Origin of the sequence: Kocuria coralli (assembly GCF_008831305.1) — a bacterium.
In the GTDB taxonomy this organism is placed as follows: Bacteria; Actinomycetota; Actinomycetes; order Actinomycetales; family Micrococcaceae; genus Kocuria; species Kocuria coralli.
Map to the genome: position 1 here is coordinate 14,126 of NZ_ML708610.1, position 21,633 is coordinate 35,758.

Consider the following 21,633-nt stretch of genomic DNA (forward strand, 5'->3'; position numbering starts at 1 on the left):
AGTAACAACCGCTATGCCGGGCAACCCGTCCCGTACTCCTCGCCGCCGATCCAGACACCCTCGATATTGCGGGTAGCCGTGATGTCGACGGTCGGATCGCCGTCGACGAGGAGCAGATCCGCGCGTTTGCCCGTCGTGATGGATCCTCGGTCCTCGAGTCCGAACATCTCCGCGGGCACGGCGGTCGCGGCCTGAAGCGCCTCGGAGGGGGAGAGCCCTGCGCCGACCAGGAGCTCGAGTTCGTGGTGCAGGGTGGAGCCGATCGCGATGCTGAACGGGACGTTCGGAGCGTTCACGGCATCAGTACCCGACGCGATGGTGATTCCCGCCCGGCGCAGGGCGACGACGGATTCACGGGCGGCCTCATAGCTCGTGCCCGGCCGTGGCATCGCCGTCGTCAGGGCATCGGCGACGGTGAGGGTGGGGATCGCAGCTGGGGTACGGGCAGCGAGGCCGTCGTCGACCGGGGTTCCCATGGGGACGTGGGTGATGACGTCGGCACCCAGCTCCACGCACATCCTGAACGAGTCGATGTGGCTGGCGTGGGTGACGACTCGCAGTCCCGCTTCATGAGCGGCCGCGATCACGGCCTCCACCACCTCCGGCGACGGGCCTCCGCCTCCCTCCGGCTCGGTGACGACCTTGATGAAGTCCGAGCCATCCGAGGCGCGCCGGGCGACACCGTCCGCGGCCTCATTCGGGTCGGTCACGATCGCGTAGGACGGCATGCCGAAGCCCGCATGGGTCCCCGTCGGTCCGATGAAGGGCACCCCTGCGCTGATGATCCTGGCGGTGCCGGTCTCGGTGCGCAGGGCCGCCGTCGTCTCAGTCGGCCAGGACGCCATGTCGAAGCCGGTGGTCACCCCGTGCGCGGCGAGGGCGTCCAGATCGGCCCGCTCGGCGACATGCATGTGGGCGTCAATGAGTCCCGGAAGCAGAGTGCGGCCTTCACCACGAACCAGCTCGGCGCTGGCCGGGGCCTCGCTCTCCTTGCCGACCTCGGTGATGACGCCGTCCCGGACGGTCACTGCGACGAGGTCGCTGACCGAGTCGCCTTCGAGTATCCGGACATCGGAGAAGAAAGTGGCGGTCATGGGTGTTCCTTCGTTTCGCTGTTCCTCACCCCATGCTGCCAGCGCGTCGACACCTCGGCCGCCCCCGCCGGTGCCCCAGGACCTATGCCGCGCAGGATGATGTTGTTTCAGGGCATTCGCCGGGACCCGTGGCAGCTGCGGTCAAGCAGCGGCTTCGCCTCGGTCAGCGGTCTTCCGTTGCGCCTCAGTACGCGAACGACCTCTGTGCGCAGCAGGCGGACGACAGGTGTGGGAAGGAATGCCCCGTGGGCCGGAGCCGGTCACAGCATCGTCCCGACCCACAGGCCGAGTCCCGCGAGCGCAGTGGCGGACAGCAGCGTTCCCAGGCCGTTGACCAGACCCGCGAACCATTTGCGTTCCTGGATCAGGCGGATGGTCTCGAAGCTGGCGGTGGAGAATGTGGTGTAGCCCCCCAGGAACCCGGTGCCGATCACCAGATGCCAGGCCTCGGGCACCAGCTGGGCGGCTGCGAGCCCGGTGAGCAGGCCGAGTAGCAGGGAGCCGGTGAGGTTGATGGTGATCGTCCCCCACGGGAGGGTCTCCTTGACCCGGGCGCGGATGACGCCGTCCAGCATCAGCCTCAGCGTGGCGCCGATTCCTCCGGCAACGGCGATCAGGACGAACAGGGGCAGGGTCATCTCAACGCTCCTCACCGTGGGTATCGACCGGTTGGCGGATGGCCGCGGCGACGGCGATGCCCGTCCACGTCGCGATGGCACCGACGAGGACCGTGCCGAGGGCATAGCCGATCCCGGCTCCCGGAGCCTCGGTGCCGAGGAGGCCGGCGGTGTCCGTCGCCAGCGCGCTGTAGGTGGTGAAACCGCCCATGAAACCGGTGCCGAGCAGCAGCCTGAGAGCTCGTCTGCGGCCGCGGTCGGGTCCTCGGCGTGCCAGGGCGTCCAGTAGGAACCCGAGCAGAAAGGCTCCCGCGACGTTGATGCCGAAGATGGCGTAGGGAACCCCGTTCACCGGTGGGAAGGCCAGGCTGAGGCCTTCCCGCGCGGCGGTGCCCAGGGTTCCGCCGATGAAGACGAGTACCAGGAAGACCGGGCGCAGGTGGACCGGGCGGGCCGTTCCGCTGCATGTCTGCTCCGCGTCGAGATCGGGGTCACGTGGTAGCCGCGCGTCGTCTGCGGTGGACTCTGTGGCGGGCGTGGGATCAGTCATGTGGTGACGCCTACGCCTTCCGCCGCCAGGGCAGCTCATGCTCGGTGGTGACCGGATTCAGGGGGACGACGACGAGCGGCCGGTGCTGGCGGTGGGCCAGCTGCACGGCCACGGAGCCGTTGAGGAACTCGCGCAACGACTCCCTGAGGCCCGATTCGCGGGTGCCGACGACGATCATCGCCGCGTCCAGCTCCTCCGCCAGCCTGGCGAGTTCCGGCGCCACTCCGCCCGCCAGTGCCCTCACGGACCAGCGAACGTCCCGTTTCTCCAGGATCTGCGCGAGAGAGTCCCGCAGAGCGGGGTCGAACGCCGCGACCTGCTCGTCGCCGAGGTCTGGGTCGATCGGCATGGTCACGGCGGCGCCGTCCGGGCGCTGCTCGACCGTGTACCGGGAGCTGTCGACGGAGGCGCAGACCAGGTCCGCGGCGAACCGTTCCGCGAACACCGCGGCCTGTTCGACGACGACGGCGGGCTGGCCCGGCACCACCCCGACGAGAATGGGCCGGGATCCGTGGTGGGCCTGATGGCCGTTGGGGAAATCAATCATCGAGTCTCCTACCTTCGGGCGCGCGTGCGCTGTTGAGGTAGGGACTGTTGTCGGGAATCCCGAGGTTGGGTACGGCGAGCCCCACCGCCGTGACGCTTGAGCGCCTGTTCTCGATTATGTCACTGCGGGTACGCATGTGCGAGGGGTCCGTGCGCAGGAATGCGCCCGCTCACTCCTGGCAGAGGCAGAACGGATGGCCCACGGGATCGAGGAACACCATGAACATGCCGTCCTCACTGGGCTGGTGCGGGTGCCGGGTAGCGCCGGCCGCCTCCGCGAGAGGTGCGGCGTCCGCTATGGAGTCGACGTAGAAGTCGAGATGCTCCTGCTGAGGGACGGGGCCCTCCGGCCAGTCCGGGGCACGGTAGTTCTCGATCTGCTGGCAGGCGATCGCCATGGCGCCGTCTCCGTCGCCGGGCGGGAGGACGTCCACCCAGTCGGGATAGTCGCCCGAGGAGTGAACCCGCCAACCCAGCAGTCGTGCGTAGAAGTCGGCCAGGGCTTCGGCGTCGGGGCAGTCGAGGGCGATCACGGATCTCTTCGCCTGAATCGAAGCGCTCATGTCAGGGATGGTATGCCAGTCGACCCGACAGCCAATACCCCGCGGCCGCTCTTTGAGGAACGGTCAGGCCTGGTGGTCTCCGAGAGGCGGCCCCAGGCTCAGGAGGGCCAGGAACACCACGGCGACGCCGACCGCCACGATCGCGCAGCTGATCAGCGGACGATTGATCGCGGAACGGAACAACCGGTCGTGCCACCGGCGGTCGCGCGGATCCCCGGTGGCGTTGCGGCGCCAGCCTCCGGCGAGCCGCCCCGTGCGGGTCAGCCAGATATCTGCGGGGATGGTGGCATAGGGGACGACGGAGCTGATCAGGGCGACTGTGGTGGCACCGCCGCCAAGCCGCTGGTTCTTGGCCACGAGCAATGCCGTGGCCACATAGGCCAGGAAGACGAACCCGTGGACTCCTCCGCCGATGGACACCGCGACATCGAGGCCGGCGGTGGCTCTCAGGACCATCCCCCCGATCAGCAGCGTCCAGGACACGGCCTCGGCGACTGCCACGGTACGAAACAGCAGGTGCGGGGTCTTCGGCACGAGACTCCTTGAGCTCATCGATGGGGGAGGTGAACGGTTCCCAGGTGAGGTGACAGCTTATCGGGTGGTGCCCCTACCCCCGGGTGACTGTGACCTCGGTTACAGTTGCCATCGAGCCTAGTGAAAGCCATGTTCGGGGTATACGAAGGGGACAGTCGATGAAGAAGTCCAAAGCTGGATTCGCTCTTTTGCTCAGCACCGTGCTCGCGGCGGGTGCAGTACCACCGGCCGCCGCCTCCGTCCCGGAGTCCTCACCCGCGTCCGCATGCTGCTCGGGTGGAGCGCCGGAACAGCACGAGGACACCATCAGGTGGCTCGGCAGCTGGTACGCCTCCATGACGCCGGCGGACGATCCTGGAACGATCTCCGGTGACGGCTTCACCGATACCACCGTGCGGCAGTCGGTGCACCTGTCGGTCGGCGGGGACAGTCTGCGGCTGCGGATCAGCAATGCCTACGGCACCACCCCGCTGGAGGTCGGTGCGGTCACCGTGGCTCCGGGCAACGCCTCCGCGGAGGTCGAAGCCGACCAGCTCACCCCGGTGACCTTCAACGGCTCCGGCTCCACCACGATCCCGGCGGGCGCGGACTGGATCTCCGATCCCGTCCCGCTCGCGGTCGAGGCGAATTCGGATCTGGTCGTCAGCATGCACCTGCCCGGTCCGACAGGGCCTGCCACCACCCATCCGCTGGGAATGTCCACCTCGTACCGCGCCGACGGCGATCGCACCTCCGCCGGGACCGACGAATTCACCCCGCTGGATGAGGGCCGCTATTTCCTGGGCGGGGTGGATGTCACCTCACCCGCCAAGGGCTCCGTGATCTTCTTCGGCGACTCCATCACCGACGGGCACTCCTCCACCGTGGACGCCAACCTGCGCTATCCGGACCAGGTGGCCGACCGGCTCCTGGAACGTCCCGTCCTCGAGCAGTGCGGGGTGGTCAACTCCGGTATCAGCGGCAACCGCCTGCTCGAAGACGCCGGTCCCGAGGGAGTCTCGGCCATGGCCCGTTTCGATTCCGATGTCCTGGCCCGCCAGAACGTGGACACCGTCGTCCTGCTCGAGGGCATCAACGACATCGGGCAGACCGACGGGGAGGTGCCGGCCGAGGAGCTGATCGGGGTCTACCGGCAGTTCATCGACAGGTCCCGGGACCACGGCCTGCGAGTCGTCGGTGCGACCCTCACCCCGTACACCGGCGCCGATTACGCCACGGAGATGGGGGAGGAGACCCGCCAGGAGGTCAACGACTGGATCAGGAACTCCGGGGAGTTCGACGACGTCGTCGACTTCGATGCCACGCTGCGCGACCCGGCCGACCCGGAGCGGATCCTCCCCGACTTCGACCCGGGAGATCACCTGCACCCCAACGACCAGGGATACGCGGCGATGGCCGAGGCCGTGGACCTGGACTCCGTCTGCTGATCCCCTGACGCCGAAACCGGAGTCCGGTCGCTCCTCAGAGCTGATGGGCGACCGGACTCCGGTTTCGGCACATCGGCCCGCTGATAACGTTCCGGCATGCCCGCAGCCGGACCACCGCCCGAGTCGACAGCCGTCCCCGGGGGCGTGGTGACGGCGCTCGCCAGGTGCGGGCTGGCTCGTGCCTCGTTGCATCCGGTGTGGCTCAATTCCGCGGGCGGCCTGACGTTCTCCGTCGTCGTCGGAACGACCAGCGGTCCGGCGGACTTCTACGTCAAATGGAACCCGCGGGAATCCGGGGAGTCGCTGGCGGACGAGGCCGGGAGACTGAGATGGCTGAAAGGGCGCCACCCGGTCCCGGAGATCGTCGCGTATACCTCGGATGAGGACCAGGAGGTCCTGATCACCCGGGCGCTACCGGGCCGTTCCGCCGTCGCCCCGGTGTGGAAGTCCGCTCCGGAGCGGGCCCTGCGCGCCCTGGGGAAGGGATTGCGACGCCTGCACGCAGTGCCGGTCGACGACTGCCCGTTCGACTGGGGCATCGAACATCGTCTTCGAGTCGAGGGGATACCACGGTCGGAGATCGGGCCGGCTCCGGCCACCGACCGGCTCGTCGTGTGCCACGGCGATCCGTGCGCACCGAACACCTTGATCGACGACGACGGCCTCTTCCTGGCGCACGTGGATCTCGCGCGGCTGGGCGTGGCCGACAGATGGGCGGACCTGGCCGTGCTGAGCATGTCGTTCGAATGGAACTACGCCGACTACGACGAGGCCGTGTTCTGGCAGGCGTACGGTATCGAGCCCGATCCGGAGCGCATCGCGTTCTACCGGGGTCTCTGGAACGTCATCGTCTGATCCCCGCCGTCCCTCTGGGTCGAAACCGGAGTCCAGTCGCCCATCAGCGCTGACGAGCGACCGGACTCCGGTTTCGGCGGAGGCGGGCCTTCCGGGAACGGCGGACGGGTGTAATCTCCGGGGAATGGCAGAGGCGGTCCAGGCGACCCTGGCGATCATCGCGCTGGCCGGGGTGATCTGGTTCGCCGTGAGGCGCCCGAAAGGTCTCCCCGAGGCCGTGGCGGCGGTTCCCGCGGCACTGCTGCTGTGCCTGTGCGGCGTCATCGGCTGGGGCGAGGCGGCCGCGCAGATCCGCGAGATGGCCCCGACGGTGGTCTTCCTGGCCGCCATTCTGGCGCTCTCCCATCTGTGCCAGCGGGAGGGCCTGTTCCGGGCGCTGGGGGAGCTGATCGCGCAGGGCTCCGGCGGAAGGCCGAGACGCCTGCTCCTCCTGGTGTTCGTGATCGCGGCCCTGGTCACCGCCGTCCTGAGCCTCGACGCCACGGCCGTGCTGCTCACCCCGGTCGTGTTCGCCACGGCCTCCCGCCTCGGGGTCCGCCCGAAACCCCATGTCTATGCCACGGCGCATCTGGCGAATTCCGCATCGCTCCTGCTGCCCGTCTCCAATCTCACCAACCTGCTCGCGATGAGTGCCGCGGGACTGTCCTTCACCACCTTCGCCGGGGTCATGGCCGTGCCGTGGCTGCTGGCGATCGGCATCGAGTACGCCGTCTTCCGGCGGTACTTCCGCGCCGACCTTTCCGTGCCCATGAGTCCACCGGAATCCGCGCGCCCCGTGCGCCTGCCCCTCTTCGCACTCGGCGTCGTGGCCGCGACGCTTGCGGGATTCGTGGCCAGCGGGTCGCTGCACCTCGAACCGTTCTGGGCCGCCATCGCCGGGGCCGCGGTGCTCGCGGGCAAGAGGTTGCTCACCAGACGCCGCCGGTTCCAGCAGGTCAAGGATCTCGCCGGCTCGGTCAACCCGTGGTTCGCGGCCTTCGTGTTCGCCCTGGCGATCGTGGTGAAGGGGGTGACCGATCACGGCCTGACGGACGCCCTGAGGGCCGTCCTGCCGCACGGGACCGGCTGGCCGGAGCTGCTCTGGATGGCCGCCGTCGCAGCCCTGCTGGCGAACGTCGTCAACAACCTGCCCGCCGTGCTGGTGCTGCTGCCCCTGGCCGCGCCGATGGGCCCGCTGGCGGTGCTCGCGGTCCTGATCGGCGTCAACGTGGGCCCCAACCTCACCTACGTCGGGTCGCTCGCGACGCTGCTGTGGCGGCGGATCATGGCCGACCACGAGTATGAGGCCGAGCTCAAGGAGTTCACCCGGCTGGGGCTGCTCACGGTGCCTCTCAGCCTGGTGCTGTGCTCCCTGGGCCTGTGGGCCGGCGGCGTGGTCTTCGGCCTCTCATGATTTCCAGCTGGAATTCCGTCAACGGATAACCGGCTCTTCAACGGCGGCTATTCGCCCGAATTCGCGGAGAAGGCGCTTAACAATTCCGGTCCTGCCCTGTAGCCGATGATCGGGGTCACCTCCGGTATGCCAATACTGGTGTCACGTCCCGCGTGCATTCGAAGACATGCACGCCATAGGTGGAGGAGCAGGCATGACCGGAGTCGTATTCCATGACGGATTGGCCGAAACCGAGACACCGGACGGATCGGTGGTCGAGACCGACGTACTGATCGTCGGATCGGGGCCGGCAGGGGCCTCCGCTGCGCTGTTCCTGTCCTCGCTGGGCGTGCCGAACATCATGATCACCAAATACCGGTGGACGGCGAATACCCCTCGCGCTCATTTCACCAATCAGCGGACCATGGAGATCTTCCGCGAGCAGGGCATCGAGGAGCAGGTGCTGGCCGATGCCACGCCGCACCACATGATCGGCGACACCGTCTTCTGCAACTCCCTGGCCGGCGAGGAGATCGGACGCATCCTCGCGTGGGGTAACCACCCCTCGCGGCACGCGGACTACCGGCTGTCCTCGCCGTCCTGGAACTGCGACATCCCCCAGACCTATCTCGAGCCGATCCTGGTCAAGAACGCTACGGTCCGCGGTACGCAGACCCAGTTCTCCACCGAGTACCTCTCGCACACCCAGGACGACGACGGCGTCACCGTCATCGTCCTGAACCGCCTGACCAACCAGCGCTACACCATCCGCGCGAAGTACCTGATCGGCGCCGACGGAGCGCGCTCCAAGGTCGCCCGGGACATCGACCTGCCGTTGGAGGGCGAGATGGACATCGCGGGGTCGATGAACATCACCTTCACCGCGGATCTCACGGACCTGGTCAGCCACCGGCCGTCGATCCTCTACTGGGTGATCCAGCCCGGCTCCTCGACCGGGGGCATCGGGGCTGGCCTGGTGCGTATGGTCCGGCCCTGGGACGAGTGGCTGATCGTGTGGGGCTTCGACATCTCCCAGGGCGCCCCGGAGGTCTCGGAGGAGGACGCGCTCGAGGTCGTGCGCAACCTGACCGGCGTGCCCGACCTGGACGCGAAGATCACCGGGATCTCCCTGTGGGGCAACAACGAGCAGTACGCGACCCACATGCAGTCCGGGAGGGTCTTCTGCGCCGGGGACGCCACGCACAAGCATCCGCCGTCGAACGGGCTGGGCTCCAACACCTCGGTCCAGGACTCCTACAACCTGGCGTGGAAGCTGGCGGCGGTGCTGGCGGGCCAGGCGGACGCATCGCTGCTGGAGACCTACAGCGTGGAACGCGCCCCGATCGCCCGGCAGATCGTACAGCGGGCCAACCAATCGGGCCGCGAGTTCGCGCAGCTCATCCAGGCCCTCGGCATCGATCCGGCCGACGACGCCCAGACGATGACCGCGGCCATGGAGGCCCGCAAGGACGCCACCGCCGAGGGGGCGGCCAAGAGGGCGGCCGTCCGGAAGGCGATGGAGATCAAGCACTACGAGTTCAACGCCCATGGCGTGGAGATGGGCCAGCGGTATGAATCCTCCGCCGTCATCGGAGACGGCACACCCGTTCCCGAACCCGTGCGGGACCCCGAGCTCTACTACGAGCCCTCCACCTATCCCGGCGTGCGGCTGCCCCATGTATGGGTCGGCGATGCCATGCACAAGCTGTCCACGCACGACGCCGCCCCGTACACCCAGTTCACGGTGTTCACCGGCATCAACGGCACGGCATGGGCCGACGCCGCGGAGGCCGCGGGAAGGACGCTGGGCGTGAATGTCCGGGCCGTGGTCATCGGGCCCGGGCAGGAACTCACCGATCTGTACTTCGAGTGGGAGGGCGTGCGCGGAGTGGAGGAGGACGGCGCGATCCTGGTGCGTCCCGACAAGCACATCGCCTGGCGCAGCCCGTCCATGGCCGAGGACCCCGCGGGAGTGCTGGAGGGCGTGCTGCGAACGATCCTGGGCAGGCAGCGCTGAGAGCACCGGGGCACCAGTCGAAGGAAGCAGGCCTCCAACCCCTCTGACACGCATTGGTACCCGGGCAGGTCTGGCACCTGCCCGGGTCACGTCTCGATCACGTCTCGATCAGCGGGACGAAGGCGACGGGCCCGTGCCGGGTGGTCGTGGTCCGCCCGGCCCTCCTGACCACCCGCAGCAGGGTTCCGTCGACGGGGATCACCATCACGCCGTCGTCGTCCAGCTGACCGACGAGTGCGCCGGGGAGCCGGGTGGCCCCCGCTGAGACCAGGATCCGCTCGAACGGGGCGTCCTCGGGAGCCCCGAGCACACCGGGTGCGGCGAGGCGGAGCTCGGCCTGAGCACCGGCATGCTCGGCGACGGCGACGCGCGCGGTCTCCAGTAGACCGTCATGCCGTTCCACGCCGATGACGCGGCCACCGGAGCCCACCAGATGGGCGAGCAGTGCGGTGGTCCACCCGGAGCCCGCCCCGACGTCGAGGACGCGCTGCCCCGGCTTCACATCGAGGAGCCGGAGCATGACCGCGACCAGTGCCGGCTGCGAGTTCGTCTGCCCATGGCCGATGGGCAGTGGGGCGTCATCCGAGGCCTGAGGCCGTACCTCCGGCGGCAGGAAGCCGGCCCGGGGGACGGCCGCCATCGCCCGGGCGACCGGGTCGTGCTGCCTCCATGGCGGCATGTCTTCTCCTCTTCTCCTTGTCGTTCCTCGGTGTTGTTCCTTCGGTGTTGTTCCTTCGGTGTCGTTCCTCGGTCCTTCCGGATCTCGCATCGGGGTCATACGGCCGCGGCGTCTCGCCCCACGTCTCCGAGCCCTTGCGGCACCATCATCCCCTGCGCCGGTGGGCCTTTCCAGCCTTCCGCCACTGAGCACCTTGACCCATTTTGTGAGTACATGCTTATATTGTGAGCAACATAGAGGTGACGCAGAGCACAGATGAAGGTGCGGGGCGTCCTGAGGGAAGAGGTAGCAGCCGATGGAAGACTGGCTGATTCTGACGGTCACGGGCGTGGCGATCCTCGCCATCGTGCTGATGATCGTGAAGCTCCGTATCAATCCTGTCGTGGCGCTGGTGGTCGGCGCGGCGGGCCTGGGACTGGCCACCGGGATGGGCGCAGGGGGTACCACCGAGACCCTGATGCAGGGCTTCGGCGACATCATGCTCGAGGTGGGCCTGCTGATCGCCTGGGGCGTCCTGATGGGCTCGATCCTCAATGAGACCGGCGCGATCCGCAGGCTCGTGGACCACCTGCTCCGGGTCTTCGGCCCCCGCGGGGTGCCGTACGCCCTGGGCCTGACCCTGGGGGCGGGGTTGCAGTCGATCTTCCTGGACGTGCTGCTGGTCATGAGCGCACCACTGGCGCGGCGGATCGCTCCCCACCTCGGCAAGTACGGCACCGCCAAGATCGCCACCACCATGGCGATCAGCCTCGAGTGCGGCATCGTGCTCATGGTCCCCGGTGTGGCCACCCTGGCACTGGCCGGGCTGCTGAGCGTGCCACTGGGCAAGATGCTCATCTTCGGGCTGACCGTCATCGTCCCGACCATCATCATCTCCATCACGATCATGAACTTCCTGCTCACTCACGGACTCTGGAAGGCCGATCAGGACGAGCAGCCGGTGGCCGACGACGACGGCACCGCCGTCGCAGCCGAAGAGGCCCCGAGCGAGCCCGTGCAGGCTGCAGCCGTCGGCGAGAAGGCCACGAGCCAGGGCACCAAGGTGGGCCTGCTTCCCCACCCGGTCGGCCAGGGCAAGCGCAGCCCTGGCAAAGAACCCCCTCTGCTCCTGCTCTTCGCCCCGATGCTCCTGGCACTGGTCCTGATCGCCGCCGGAGCCATCCTCGAGATGGTCGGGCTGGCCAGCCCCGTGACGGACTTTCTGGCCGCCCCGGTCATCGCCCTGCTCATCGGCCTGCTGGGCACCAGCGCCGTCGCCCGCTACACCATCGGCCGGGCGCGGGTCGAGCAGGCCGTCGTCAGCGGGTTCCGCGAATCCGGGCAGATCCTCATCCTCACCGGCGCCGGCGGCTCACTGGCAGCGGTGGTGGCCGCGAGCGGAATGGGCGACATCCTGGGCAAGTACTTCACCGCGGGTTCCTTCGCCCCGCTGCTGACCGTGTGGTTCATCGCCGCGGTACTGCACATCGCCGTAGGCTCGGTGTCGATCTCGGCGATCACCGCAGCCGGACTACTGGCCCCCGTGGCCCCTCAGATCGGGCTGGACCCGGTGCTCATCGCCCTGGCCGCGGGTGCCGGTTCGCTGTTCCTGGTCCACGTCACCTCCAACACCTTCTGGCTCCTGCAGTCCATGCTGGGGCAGACCACCAAGGGGACATTGAAGACGTGTTCCCTGGGCGTCTCGGTGGCCTCCGTGGTGGCCCTGGGCTGCACCCTGGTGCTGGGCCTGTTCATCTGACCGTCCGGCACGACACTCCTCCGCTCCCGCGAGCACGAAAGAAGAAAAGAACCCTATGACCGACACCGATATCAAACCCCTGGAGGGGATCCGCGTCCTGGAACTGGGCAACTACATCGCGGCCCCCACTGCCGGCCGCCTGCTGGCGGATTTCGGCGCCGAGGTCATCAAGGTCGAGCGCCCGGGCACCGGTGACGAGCTGCGCAACTGGCGCCTGTACAAGGGCACCACGTCGATGCTCTTCCGGACCCTCAACCGCAACAAGAAGTCGGTCGTCCTCGACCTGCGCTCCGCAGCGGGCAAGGAGGCGGTCAAAGCCCTGGTCGCGGAGTCCGACGTGCTGCTGGAGAACTTCCGCCCCGGGACGCTGGAGAAATGGGGGCTCGGTCCCGAGGTGCTCGACGAGATCAACCCGGAACTCGTGATCAGCCGCATCTCCGCCTTCGGGCAGACCGGTCCGCTGTCGCCCAGGCCCGGTTTCGCCGCCGTCGCCGAGGCCTACAGCGGCTTCCGCAACCTCGTCGGGGACCCGGACCGGGCACCGGTGCGGGTCGGGGTCTCGATCGGGGACTCCATCGCCGGGCTCTATGCCGCGTTCGGCGTGGTGATGAGCCTCTATCAGCGTGAGGTGCACAGGAGCGCCGCTCAGGGGGGCGTGCCGATGCGGGAGCGCGTCATCGACGTCGCCCTGCACGAGGCCATGTTCTCGATGATGGAGTCCCTGGTGCCGGACTTCCAGGCCTACGACATCGAGCGCCAGCGCGTGGGGGGCCGCATGGAGGGCATCGCCCCGTCCAACGCCTACATCTGCGGAGACGGCGCCAGCATCGTGGTCGCGGGCAACGGGGACTCGATCTTCCAGCGCTACATGGAGACCATCGAGCGTCCCGACCTCGGCTCGGACCCCGCGCTGCAGACCAACGCCGCCCGATGGGCCCGCCGCGAGGAGCTCGACGAGGCCATCGGCGCCTGGGCCGCGGGTCGCACCGCAGCCCAGGCGCTGGAGGCGCTCGACGCCGCCGGCGTACCTGCCGGCCCGATCTACACGGCAGCCGACATCAGCGGCGATCCCCAGTACGCCGCGCGGCGCATGGTCCAGAAGTTCGACGTCTCGACCGGTGAGGAGACGCTCACCGACGTCGGGTTCCCCGGGATCGTGCCGGTCATCGGCGACCATTCCCTGCCCATCCGTCACCTCGGCCCCGACCTGGGCGAGCACACCGACGACGTCCTGTCGGGGCTGCTCGGCATGAGCCCGGCTCAGATCGCGGAGGCCACCGCAGCCAAGGAGAACCTGCGCGCATGAACCACACCCTTGAACCGCGAGCCGAACTGCGCGACGTCACCCTGCGCGACGGGCTGCAGCTGACCGGCAAGGTCCTGCCGACCGAACGCAAGGTGGAGATCGTCCGGGAGCTGCTGCGGCTCGGCGTCCCGGCCATCGAACTGGGGTCCATGGCCCGCCCGGATCTGGTACCGCCCATGGCCAATACCCTGGACGTGGTGGCAGCGCTGTCGCCCGACGAACTGGAGAGGTGCTGGATCTGGGTGGCCACGCCACGGCACGTCGCACGAGCCGCCGAGGCGGGCGTGCGGAACTTCCAGTACTGCTTCTCCGTCACCGACGCGCACAACCGGGCCAATATCGGCCGCACCACCGAGGTCAGCATGGCCGCCCTCCCGGAGGCCGTGGACATCGCCCGAGGCGTGGACGGCAGGATCCAGCTGTGCCTGGCCACCTCCTTCACCTGCCCCTTCGAGGGCCCCGTGGACCCCGAGCGGGTCCTGGCCCTCGCCGGTGACCCCCGCGCCGCGGGCACCGAGGACATCGTCATCTGCGACACCCTGGGCCAGGCGGTCCCGGCCCAGGTCACCGAGCTCATCAGCCGTGTGGGCGCCGAGACGCCGCCGCGCCGGATCGTCTACCACGGCCACGACACCTGGGGCCTGGGAGTGGCCAACACGCTCGCCGCGATCGCGGCCGGCGCCACCATGGTCGACGGCGCCCTGGGCGGGCTCGGCGGCTGCCCGTTCGCCCCCGGCGCCAGCGGTAACACCTCCAGCGAGGACCTGCTCTTCGCCACCCAGCCCGAGTGGCTCAGCCCGAGGGGACTCTCCGACCTGGTGACACTGTCCGAGGAGCTTCTGGACGAGCTGAAGGAACCCAACCGTTCCAAGGCGGCGCAGGGAGCCCGCTCCAAGGCGACGGCCTTCGACTGGGTGGTTCCGGACACGTCGACCCCGGTCTGCGACCGGACTGGCCGGGACTGACCGCCCGCCGCTGAGCTGTGCGTCGTTCCGCCCGGCCATCCGGGCGGAACGCGCTCACGTCCGCGCTTCGTCCGGGAACCGCCCGCCGATCAGCCGCGTCATCCGCTCGGCGGTGGACAGCAGCTCCTCGACCCAGCCCTCGCAGACGGAATACGGCATCCTCAGCGTCGGCCCGCTGATGGTCACGGCGCCGACGGCGCCCCCCGTGGCGTCGAAGACGGGCGCCGAGAGACCCGAGGCGGCGTCGTCGCGATGCCCGGCGGTGATCGAGAAGCCATTGCGGCGGGTCCGTGCCACGGCCTCCTCCAGGTCCTCGGGGCGGGTCGGGGTCTGCTCCGTCAGCGTTTCCAGCGGGGTCTCGAGGGTCCGTCGGAGCAGATCCGGATCCCAGGCCAGCAGGACCTGGCCCGCCGAGCCCGCGTGCAGGGGAAGGATCTTGCCCACGTGCATCTCCCGGCGCAGGGCGTGCCGCGTCTCCGCCAGGGCCACGCAGACCCGGTAACCCTGCTCGGCGTGGAAGAACGCAGCCGTCTCCCCGGTACGGTCGCGAAGCTCCTTCAGCAGGGGCGTGAAGAGGTCCAGGATCGCCACGCCCCTCGTGGCGGGAGCGGCCCAGTACGCCATTTTCATACCCACCCGGAACGAGTCCTCCTCGCGGTCCAGGAAACCCTGGGAGACGAGATTCGTCACCAGCCGTTGCACCGTCGAGGTCGGCATCCCCGTGGCCTCCCGGATCTCTCCCAGGGTCAGCGTCGGTCGGGCCAGGGTGAAGGCGTCCAGGATGGCGGTGATCTTGCCCAGCACCAGCAGGGGGTTGTTGGGGGCCCGGTGGGAGCTTTCCGATGACGCCATGGCCATGACGTTATCTCACCGGCGCCGGCCGCAAGGAGCGAGGCCGCGGCCATGGCAGGGACGGCGCGGTTCGGGTTCAATGAGAAGCGGACCTGTTCCCTGCGGGAAGACGAGGTAGGACCATGCTCACCGAGTTCGCCCGCGATCATGTCTTCACCATCGCCTGGTTCGGCCTGATGGCCATGGTGTGGTTCGGCTGGGGGCAGGAGGACCCGCCGCGGCAATGGCGCTGGCGACTCGGCGCGGGTTCCGTGCTCGGCGTCGTGCTCGCCGGGGCCTTCGGCTACGCGCTGGTGACCAGATGGGGCGAGGCGACCGCGCTCGACGGCCGGTATGCCTGGTTCGGCGTGCTGGTGCTCGCGGAGGTCGTGCTGGCGGCGGCGGGCTGCCTGGTACTGCGGGGCAGGCGGCAGGGCCGCTGGATGGCCTGGTGGGTCGCCGTGGTGGTCGCCCTGCACTTCGTTCCCCTGGCCGTCCTGCTCGGGGACTGGTCGCTGACGGTCCTGGGCCTGCTCCAGGTCATCGGCCTTCTCGCGCTGGTGCCCCGGCTGAGATCCTCCGACGAGCCCACCAGCCGGTGGGTCGGACCCGGTATGGGGGCCTCGTTCCTGGCCTTCGCCGTCGTCTCCCTCGTGATCTTCGTGGCGAGGACGGGCTCTCCCTGGTGAGCGGCGGCGGGTCTTCCGGACACGGCGGTCACGGTGAGACGACGGCGGCTCACCCGTCGGCCACCAGCGCGGTGGGCGTGATGGCCGACAGGCGCTCCATGAGCCCGTGAGCGATGCGCATGAACTCGGAGGTGGCAGGGGAGATGGCGCCGCCCTTCTTACTGATGAAGGCGTAGTGCTCGAAGTACGGCGGTGTGAGGGGCGCCCAGTGCAGCCCTCGCTGCTCGATCAGCTCCCGTCCCACGTGGTACGAGACGAGCGTGTCCCCGAGCCCTTCCGCGGCGAGGTGGAGGGCGTGCGTCTGGAACTCGACCTCGATGACGGGGTCCAGCCGGAGTCCGGCGCGCTGCGACCGTTCCAGCAGCGAGGTCCGCAGGGGGTCGCCGAGGGCCCAGCTGGACTCCGAGAGGATCAGGGGCCGCTGCATGAGGGCTTCGACGTCGAGCGGGCCCGGCTCCGTCATCGGGTCGGCCGAGACGTAGACGACCTGGTCCGTGAAGACGCTCGGGCTGACCTCCAGGCCCCGGTCGTCCACGGGGAGCTGGATCAGCCCCGCCTCGAGGTCGCCCTCGCGCACGGCGGTGGCGACCTCCGACGAGTTGAGGCCGATGATCTGGACCCGGACCTCCGGGTGCAGGGCCCGGAACTCGCGGATGAGGTCCGTCAGCAGGTAGAGGTGCGCGCTGCTGAAGGTCCCGAACGAGAGCCTGCCTACCTCGACCGCGCTCAGACGCCGGCTCCATTCCGCGACGTCGCGGATGCCGCGCAGCGCCTCTTCGGCGAGCTGCAGGGTCTGCTTCCCGGCGTCGGTCAGCTGCAAACCGCGGGAGGTGCGCGTGAACAGCTTCACCTGGAGGAGTTTCTCCAGGTTGCCGATCTGCTCGGAGAGGCTCGGCTGCGCGATGTGGTTCTCAGCCGCTGCGCCGGCGAAGGTGCCCACCCGGGCCGCCGAGATGAAGTACTCCAGCTGGCGTACTGATGGCAGTGGCATGAGCCCCTCCGCTCTCCCGGGCACCGTGAACCGGCCCCCGGTTGTATTTCCGCACGGTAAAAGTTCGGTCGTCCCGTGTCCGGGTCAGAAGTGCTGTCCCGCACCATGACGCAGTCACTCCTTTGACATAGGGAAAACCTAGAGCAGTCATCTGTCAATGAGCATTGTCCTAGGACTACCCGCCTGGTCGAATGTTGCGCAACGTGATCCCACCGCCGTTGCCGGTCTCACGTCCGATGTCACCGACCGAGATGTCACCGACCCAGGAGGACAGGCACAGATGAGGCAGACACCGCCGACGATCCTCGTGACCGGGGCGGCCTCCGGCATGGGGCTGGCCACCACCGAGCTGTTCGTGACCGAAGGGTGGACGGTCCTCGCCCTGGACCTGGCCCCCCTCGAACGGACCGTCGAGGGGCCGGGGGAGCTGCGGAGCACGACGGCGGACGTCCGGTCGCGTGCCTCGGTCGAGCGGGCCATCGGGTCCCTGCTGCCCCCTGAGGGAAGGATCGACGCGGTCGCGAATATCGCCGGCGTCTACCCGCCCACCAATCTGAGTTCCTATGACGAACAGACCTACCGGTGCATCTTCGACGTCAACGTGCTGGGCGTCGTCAACGTGATCGCGGCGGCACGCCCCTACATGGGCAGGGGATCCACGGTGGTGAACTTCGCCTCGGTGGATGCCTTCGAGGTCTCACCCGGGCAGCTGTTCTACGGGGCCTCCAAGGCGGCGGTCGTGATACTGACCAAATCGCTCGCGCTGGAGCTCGCCCCGGAGGGAATCCGAGTCAACGGGGTCGCCCCAGGCTGGGTCGAGACCCCGGGCAACGCCGTCACCGGACGAATGGCGGAGGCCGCCAAGGGTATCCCGCTGGGCCGGGTCGCCCAGCCGGCCGAGATCGCGGACTGGGTGCTGCTGCTCGCAGGGCAGCGCCACACCAGTTTCATGACCGGCGAGACGATCACCCTCTCGGGCGGCACGGTGATCCGGCAGTAACGCCGGGGAGCCGAGAGACCGGGACAGGACTGAGGAGACGAGATGGGCACGGCAAACACCTCGCAGCGGACCGTGGTGGTCACGGGCGCGGCCCGCGGACAGGGCGCCGCGCACGCGTCCCTGCTCGGGCGGACGGGAACCCGGGTGATCCTCACGGACGTCCTCCGGGAGGAGGGCGAGCGCACGGTGGCCGGATTGCGCACCTCGGGCGTCGATGCCCGCTACCGTCAGCTCGATGTCTCGGACCCTGAGGCATGGCGCGCCCTGGCCACCGAGCTCCGTGAGGCGGAGGCACCGGTGACGGGACTGGTCAACAACGCCGGGATACTGCGCTATTCAGCGATCGAGGAGACCGATCTGCAGACGTGGATGCTGCACGAACGGGTGAATGTCCACGGCACCTTCCTCGGCATCCAGGCGCTGGCGCCGATCATGGCGGAACGCGGTTACGGGGCGATCGTGAACGTCTCGTCGACCGCAGCGCTTGCCGGCGCGAAGGGGTACGCGGCCTACTCCGCCTCCAAGGCGGCCGTGATCGCCCTGACGAAGGTGGCGGCGCTGGAGTACGCACCGGAGGTGCGGGTCAACGTCATCTGCCCCGGAGGCGTCGCGACCCCCATGAACGACTTCGAGCCCACGGGTGGTTCGAGCAGCGCGGCACCCGCCGGCCGCCGGGCGAGCCCCGATGAGATCTCGCCTCTCGTGGAGTTCCTGCTGGATCAGCGAGCGTCCTTCGTGACGGGGGCCACCTACACCATCGACGGCGGGCTGACCGCATAAGAGGCGGGGGAGCCGCCGTCTGCTCCCCGAGACCTGCATATCCGATTCTGGAAGCTGAGGAAGACAAACACCATGAAACTCCCAAAGAACCTCTCCGGGGGAGTGTCCACGCCGGCCACGGCCGGACCCGCTCCAGCCGGATCGATTGCTACGACCCCGACCGGGACTGACCGTCATGGGTGCTGACAGCGCAGCTGCCCCGGAGGTGGCCGACCATACGGAACCCGGTTACGACTACAACCCGTCGATGCTGACTTCGGTCGGGGTGGTCGTCCTGCTCGCGACGATGCTCTTGGTGGGCACGGCGATCCTGGCCCTGCCGATCGAGATGGTCATGTTCTTCTCGATGGTGGTGATCATGATCCTCCTGCGCATCGTCGGATTCTCATTCCGCGATGTCCAGGATGCCGCCTTCGATTCGGTGCGGCAGGTGATCGAGCTGCTGCTGATCCTGCTCTCGGTCGGCATGCTCTTGAGCGCGTGGGCGATGTCCGGCACGATCCCGACGATCATCAACTACGGTCTCGAACTGATCTCCCCGACCTGGTTCCTGCCGACGGCGGTGCTCCTGTGCTCGGTCGTCTCCCTGTTCACGGGCACCTCCTGGGGCACCATGGGCTCGGTCGGCGTGGCGCTCATGGCCGTCGGCGGCGGTCTGGGGCTGTCCCTGCCGATAGTCGCCGGTGCCGTCATCTCCGGCGCCTACTTCGGGGACAAGCTCTCCCTGCTCTCGGACTCGACCAACCTGAACGCGGCGATCACCAAGACGCCCCTTCTGACGCACATCCGGTACATGCTCTGGACCACGGGCCCCGCGTACGTCGTGACGCTCGTCCTGTTCAGCGTGATCGGCTTCGCCATGCCCAGGAGGCAGAACATCGGCTCCGAGATCGAGGAGATCACCCAGGGCCTGGCATCGAGCTACCAGCTCGGCCTGGTGACCCTGATCCCGCTCGTGGTCACCCTCGCGATGCTGCTGCTGCGCCTGCCGCCTTTCATCGCCATCGTGGCCGGAGCCCTGAGCGGCGGAGCGGTCGCCATCCTCTGGCAGGGGATGAGTTTCGCCGACGTCATGACCGGCCTGCATTCCGGCTACGAGTCGACGATCGGTATCGAGGAAGTGGACGGCCTGGTCTCCGGTGGCGGGATGCTTTCCATGGCCGGGGTGGTGCTGCTCTTCATGTTCGCCGTGGCGATCTCCGGGCTGCTGCAGTTGGGCGGCTATGTCCAGAAGATCCTCACGGCGATCCTGCAGAAGGCCGACACCCGGCGCAAGCTGATGGTCACCACCTCGCCGGCCATGTTCCTGTCGGTCGGCCTCGGCGCCTCGTTCTCCTTCGGAGCCGTGATGGTGGGAACCCTGTTCACCCCCGCCTACCGGCGCCTGGGCCTCAGACCGCAGAACCTGTCCAGGACTCTCGAGGATTCGGGCACCGTGTACGACGCCTTCTTCCCGTGGGCCGGCGGCGGTGTCTTCGCCGCGGGGGTGCTCGGCGTAGCCACCGTGGAGTACATGCCGTTCATGTTCTTCGCCTACTCCTCGACGATCTTCGGCCTCATCCTGGCGATCACCCAGTTCAAGGTGGCGACCAAGCAGACCCAGCCCGTGACAGAGACCATCGGCATTCCCGACCCGGAGAGGTACCGGCCGAGATGACCGCACCGGCCCAGCACACCACGTGAGGAGAACCATGACTCGTTACTGCGTCATCGGCGGCGGCGCCGCAGGGATGTCCGCGCTGCAGCAGCTGCGGCAGTCGGGCTACGACGTCGACTGCTACGAGAAGACCGACCGGGTCGGCGGTCACTGGCATACCGACTACGACGCGCTGCATCTGATCACGTCGCGCGACATGACCCATTTCGAGGGCTTCCCGATGCCCCGGGACTACCCGCACTTCCCCCGCCGCACCCAGGTGGTCGACTACCTGCAGTCCTACGCACGGGAGAAGGGGCTCTACGACCTCATCACGTTCAATACCGCCGTGGACTCCGTTGAGCCCGTGCCGTCGGACGGGCCCCCCGGATCGGCCGGCTGGGTCGTCACCCTCGGCACCGGCGAGTCGGTCGAATACGACGGCGTGCTGGTGGCCAACGGTCACCTGTGGGATCAGCGGATCCCGGAGATCGCCGGAGGATTCACCGGTACGCAGGTCCACTCGGGGTCGTACAAGAACACCGGCGACATCCAGGGGGAACGGGTGCTCGTGGTCGGCGTCGGCAACTCCGGATGCGACCTGGCGGTCGATGCTGCGCAGCATCGATATGAAGTGGACATCGTGATGCGCGAAGGGACCTACTTCCAGCCCAAGGCGTATTTCGGGGTCCCGCGCCAGGAGATCCCCTGGCTGGCCGAGTTCTCGCCCGAGGAGGTCGACCTGATCTCGCGTCTGCTGGCGCGGGTCTCGGTCGGGGAGTGGAAGAACTACCCGAACATGCCGGAACCGCCCCACCGCACCCTGGCCGAGGGGCGCACGGTCGTCAACGACCTGCTGCTCTACTGGGTGCATCACGGGCGGATCGGCATCGTGCCCGGCGTCTCCCGTTTCGAGGACAGGATCGCGCATTTCACGGACGGCTCCGCGAAGGAGTACGACACCGTCCTGTGGGCGACCGGATTCCATGCGAGCCTGCCCTTCCTCCCGGAGGACCTGGTGGCACGGAGCAGGGGAGTGCCGCTGCGCTACGCCGCCGGGATGGTCCCGCAGGGTCTCGAGAAGCTCTACTACATCGGTCTGGCAGCTCCGCGCGGCCCGCAGATCCCCATCTACGGCGTGCAGGCGAAACGGGTGATCGAGATGATCAAGCTGCACGAGGCGACGGCAGACGGCTTCACCCCAGTGCAGGCCTATCTCTCGCGGTTGCAGGAGGCCGACGACCGGATCGACATCGTCCGCGCCACCTGGGAGGAGCAGCTCGCCGATACGGATCGTCTCCTGGCCGCCTACTCGACGGCCAGGGATGCCGCTGGGGGACCGGTCGCCTCCGCCGCTGCGTCGTCCTAGAAGGCAGGACTGGCCCACGGCGCGAAGAGGGCCCGCGTCGTCGTCGCGCTCGAACCGCACGACGACGAGGCGGG

The 21,633-nt window shown here is 68.5% G+C and carries 21 protein-coding genes; 12 read left to right on the top strand and 9 right to left on the bottom strand.

From position 1 onward, the window contains the following. Positions 1–11: 11 nt before the first annotated feature. From FCK90_RS00080 to FCK90_RS00110, 6 genes are all read right to left on the bottom strand, one after another. Positions 12–1,094, bottom strand: coding sequence for an amidohydrolase family protein (locus tag FCK90_RS00080; protein WP_158032280.1), 1,083 nt, complete (start codon positions 1,092–1,094; stop codon positions 12–14). A gap of 260 nt (positions 1,095–1,354) precedes the next feature. After that, positions 1,355–1,732, bottom strand: a complete 378-nt coding sequence (gene crcB, locus FCK90_RS00090; RefSeq protein ID WP_158032281.1) for a fluoride efflux transporter CrcB — start codon at positions 1,730–1,732, stop codon at positions 1,355–1,357. A 1-nt stretch (position 1,733) separates the two neighbouring features. After that, positions 1,734–2,261 carry a fluoride efflux transporter FluC gene (locus tag FCK90_RS00095; RefSeq protein WP_158032282.1) on the bottom strand — a complete coding sequence of 176 codons (528 nt, stop codon included), beginning with the start codon at positions 2,259–2,261 and terminating at the stop codon, positions 1,734–1,736. A gap of 10 nt (positions 2,262–2,271) precedes the next feature. Next, complete coding sequence (locus tag FCK90_RS00100; RefSeq protein WP_158032283.1) at positions 2,272–2,808, bottom strand: universal stress protein; 537 nt, start codon at positions 2,806–2,808, stop codon at positions 2,272–2,274. 169 nt (positions 2,809–2,977) lie between these two features. Continuing rightward, positions 2,978–3,370, bottom strand: a complete 393-nt coding sequence (locus FCK90_RS00105; RefSeq protein WP_158032284.1) for a VOC family protein — start codon at positions 3,368–3,370, stop codon at positions 2,978–2,980. 63 nt (positions 3,371–3,433) lie between these two features. Beyond that, positions 3,434–3,904: a DUF3817 domain-containing protein gene (locus tag FCK90_RS00110; RefSeq protein ID WP_158032285.1), complete on the bottom strand. Its 471-nt coding sequence runs from the start codon at positions 3,902–3,904 to the stop codon at positions 3,434–3,436. 158 nt (positions 3,905–4,062) lie between these two features. Between FCK90_RS00110 and FCK90_RS00115 the strand changes: the two genes are divergently transcribed. From FCK90_RS00115 to FCK90_RS00130, 4 genes are all read left to right on the top strand, one after another. Beyond that, complete coding sequence (locus tag FCK90_RS00115) at positions 4,063–5,331, top strand: SGNH/GDSL hydrolase family protein (RefSeq protein WP_158032286.1); 1,269 nt, start codon at positions 4,063–4,065, stop codon at positions 5,329–5,331. Between the two features lie 96 nt (positions 5,332–5,427). Beyond that, the gene (locus tag FCK90_RS00120) at positions 5,428–6,186 is read left to right on the top strand and encodes an aminoglycoside 3'-phosphotransferase (RefSeq protein WP_158032287.1); all 759 of its coding nucleotides are present in this window, start codon (positions 5,428–5,430) and stop codon (positions 6,184–6,186) included. Between the two features lie 124 nt (positions 6,187–6,310). Further along, entirely contained in the window at positions 6,311–7,579 is a 1,269-nt protein-coding gene (locus FCK90_RS00125) for an SLC13 family permease (protein WP_158032288.1), read from the top strand. Positions 7,580–7,772: 193 nt separating this feature from the next. Continuing rightward, positions 7,773–9,575: an FAD-dependent oxidoreductase gene (locus FCK90_RS00130; protein ID WP_158032289.1), complete on the top strand. Its 1,803-nt coding sequence runs from the start codon at positions 7,773–7,775 to the stop codon at positions 9,573–9,575. Positions 9,576–9,672: 97 nt separating this feature from the next. Here the strand turns inward: FCK90_RS00130 and FCK90_RS00135 are convergent, their stop codons facing one another. Further along, positions 9,673–10,254, bottom strand: a complete 582-nt coding sequence (locus FCK90_RS00135; protein ID WP_158032290.1) for a protein-L-isoaspartate O-methyltransferase family protein — start codon at positions 10,252–10,254, stop codon at positions 9,673–9,675. A gap of 295 nt (positions 10,255–10,549) precedes the next feature. Between FCK90_RS00135 and FCK90_RS00140 the strand changes: the two genes are divergently transcribed. From FCK90_RS00140 to FCK90_RS00150, 3 genes are read left to right on the top strand one after another with little or no spacing between them, the layout of a single operon-like run. Further along, on the top strand, positions 10,550–11,992 hold the full coding sequence (locus FCK90_RS00140) for a GntP family permease (RefSeq protein ID WP_158032291.1): 1,443 nt from the start codon (positions 10,550–10,552) through the stop codon (positions 11,990–11,992). Positions 11,993–12,047: 55 nt separating this feature from the next. Continuing rightward, positions 12,048–13,298 carry a CaiB/BaiF CoA transferase family protein gene (locus tag FCK90_RS00145; RefSeq protein ID WP_158032292.1) on the top strand — a complete coding sequence of 417 codons (1,251 nt, stop codon included), beginning with the start codon at positions 12,048–12,050 and terminating at the stop codon, positions 13,296–13,298. Further along, positions 13,295–14,263, top strand: coding sequence for a beta/alpha barrel domain-containing protein (locus tag FCK90_RS00150; protein WP_158032293.1), 969 nt, complete (start codon positions 13,295–13,297; stop codon positions 14,261–14,263). Before FCK90_RS00145 ends, FCK90_RS00150 begins: the two co-directional genes overlap by 4 nt. A 54-nt stretch (positions 14,264–14,317) precedes the next feature. Here FCK90_RS00150 and FCK90_RS00155 read toward each other — a convergent pair whose 3' ends face one another. Next, positions 14,318–15,115 (bottom strand): IclR family transcriptional regulator, encoded by a 798-nt coding sequence (locus FCK90_RS00155; RefSeq protein ID WP_158032294.1) that lies wholly within the window; start codon positions 15,113–15,115, stop codon positions 14,318–14,320. A gap of 122 nt (positions 15,116–15,237) precedes the next feature. On the opposite strand from FCK90_RS00155, the gene FCK90_RS00160 reads away from it, so the two are divergent. Beyond that, complete coding sequence (locus FCK90_RS00160) at positions 15,238–15,783, top strand: hypothetical protein (RefSeq protein ID WP_158032295.1); 546 nt, start codon at positions 15,238–15,240, stop codon at positions 15,781–15,783. Between the two features lie 49 nt (positions 15,784–15,832). On the opposite strand, the gene FCK90_RS00165 is transcribed toward FCK90_RS00160, so the two are convergent. Further along, positions 15,833–16,774 carry a LysR family transcriptional regulator gene (locus FCK90_RS00165; RefSeq protein WP_158032296.1) on the bottom strand — a complete coding sequence of 314 codons (942 nt, stop codon included), beginning with the start codon at positions 16,772–16,774 and terminating at the stop codon, positions 15,833–15,835. Between the two features lie 280 nt (positions 16,775–17,054). On the opposite strand from FCK90_RS00165, the gene FCK90_RS00170 reads away from it, so the two are divergent. From FCK90_RS00170 to FCK90_RS00185, 4 genes are all read left to right on the top strand, one after another. Beyond that, positions 17,055–17,774, top strand: a complete 720-nt coding sequence (locus FCK90_RS00170; protein WP_158032297.1) for an SDR family NAD(P)-dependent oxidoreductase — start codon at positions 17,055–17,057, stop codon at positions 17,772–17,774. 42 nt (positions 17,775–17,816) lie between these two features. Further along, positions 17,817–18,554, top strand: coding sequence for an SDR family NAD(P)-dependent oxidoreductase (locus tag FCK90_RS00175; protein WP_158032298.1), 738 nt, complete (start codon positions 17,817–17,819; stop codon positions 18,552–18,554). Between the two features lie 175 nt (positions 18,555–18,729). Then, complete coding sequence (nhaC, locus tag FCK90_RS00180; protein WP_158032299.1) at positions 18,730–20,211, top strand: Na+/H+ antiporter NhaC; 1,482 nt, start codon at positions 18,730–18,732, stop codon at positions 20,209–20,211. 34 nt (positions 20,212–20,245) lie between these two features. Then, a complete protein-coding gene (locus FCK90_RS00185; RefSeq protein ID WP_158032300.1) occupies positions 20,246–21,559 on the top strand; it encodes a flavin-containing monooxygenase in 1,314 nt (437 codons plus the stop codon). Positions 21,560–21,633: the final 74 nt, after the last annotated feature.

What these genes read in the sequence shown, in the direction of transcription:
- FCK90_RS00155 (WP_158032294.1), bottom strand. Translation starts at nt 15,115, where the DNA reads ATGGCGTCATCGGAAAGCTCCCACCGGGCCCCCAACAACCCCCTGCTG.
- FCK90_RS00170 (WP_158032297.1), top strand. Translation starts at nt 17,055, where the DNA reads ATGAGGCAGACACCGCCGACGATCCTCGTGACCGGGGCGGCCTCCGGC.
- FCK90_RS00080 (WP_158032280.1), bottom strand. Translation starts at nt 1,094, where the DNA reads ATGACCGCCACTTTCTTCTCCGATGTCCGGATACTCGAAGGCGACTCG.
- FCK90_RS00120 (WP_158032287.1), top strand. Translation starts at nt 5,428, where the DNA reads ATGCCCGCAGCCGGACCACCGCCCGAGTCGACAGCCGTCCCCGGGGGC.
- FCK90_RS00140 (WP_158032291.1), top strand. Translation starts at nt 10,550, where the DNA reads ATGGAAGACTGGCTGATTCTGACGGTCACGGGCGTGGCGATCCTCGCC.
- FCK90_RS00165 (WP_158032296.1), bottom strand. Translation starts at nt 16,774, where the DNA reads ATGCCACTGCCATCAGTACGCCAGCTGGAGTACTTCATCTCGGCGGCC.
- FCK90_RS00130 (WP_158032289.1), top strand. Translation starts at nt 7,773, where the DNA reads ATGACCGGAGTCGTATTCCATGACGGATTGGCCGAAACCGAGACACCG.
- FCK90_RS00125 (WP_158032288.1), top strand. Translation starts at nt 6,311, where the DNA reads ATGGCAGAGGCGGTCCAGGCGACCCTGGCGATCATCGCGCTGGCCGGG.
- FCK90_RS00100 (WP_158032283.1), bottom strand. Translation starts at nt 2,808, where the DNA reads ATGATTGATTTCCCCAACGGCCATCAGGCCCACCACGGATCCCGGCCC.
- FCK90_RS00150 (WP_158032293.1), top strand. Translation starts at nt 13,295, where the DNA reads ATGAACCACACCCTTGAACCGCGAGCCGAACTGCGCGACGTCACCCTG.
- FCK90_RS00160 (WP_158032295.1), top strand. Translation starts at nt 15,238, where the DNA reads ATGCTCACCGAGTTCGCCCGCGATCATGTCTTCACCATCGCCTGGTTC.
- FCK90_RS00135 (WP_158032290.1), bottom strand. Translation starts at nt 10,254, where the DNA reads ATGCCGCCATGGAGGCAGCACGACCCGGTCGCCCGGGCGATGGCGGCC.
- FCK90_RS00185 (WP_158032300.1), top strand. Translation starts at nt 20,246, where the DNA reads ATGACTCGTTACTGCGTCATCGGCGGCGGCGCCGCAGGGATGTCCGCG.
- nhaC (WP_158032299.1), top strand. Translation starts at nt 18,730, where the DNA reads ATGGGTGCTGACAGCGCAGCTGCCCCGGAGGTGGCCGACCATACGGAA.
- FCK90_RS00145 (WP_158032292.1), top strand. Translation starts at nt 12,048, where the DNA reads ATGACCGACACCGATATCAAACCCCTGGAGGGGATCCGCGTCCTGGAA.
- FCK90_RS00175 (WP_158032298.1), top strand. Translation starts at nt 17,817, where the DNA reads ATGGGCACGGCAAACACCTCGCAGCGGACCGTGGTGGTCACGGGCGCG.
- FCK90_RS00095 (WP_158032282.1), bottom strand. Translation starts at nt 2,261, where the DNA reads ATGACTGATCCCACGCCCGCCACAGAGTCCACCGCAGACGACGCGCGG.
- FCK90_RS00105 (WP_158032284.1), bottom strand. Translation starts at nt 3,370, where the DNA reads ATGAGCGCTTCGATTCAGGCGAAGAGATCCGTGATCGCCCTCGACTGC.
- crcB (WP_158032281.1), bottom strand. Translation starts at nt 1,732, where the DNA reads ATGACCCTGCCCCTGTTCGTCCTGATCGCCGTTGCCGGAGGAATCGGC.
- FCK90_RS00115 (WP_158032286.1), top strand. Translation starts at nt 4,063, where the DNA reads ATGAAGAAGTCCAAAGCTGGATTCGCTCTTTTGCTCAGCACCGTGCTC.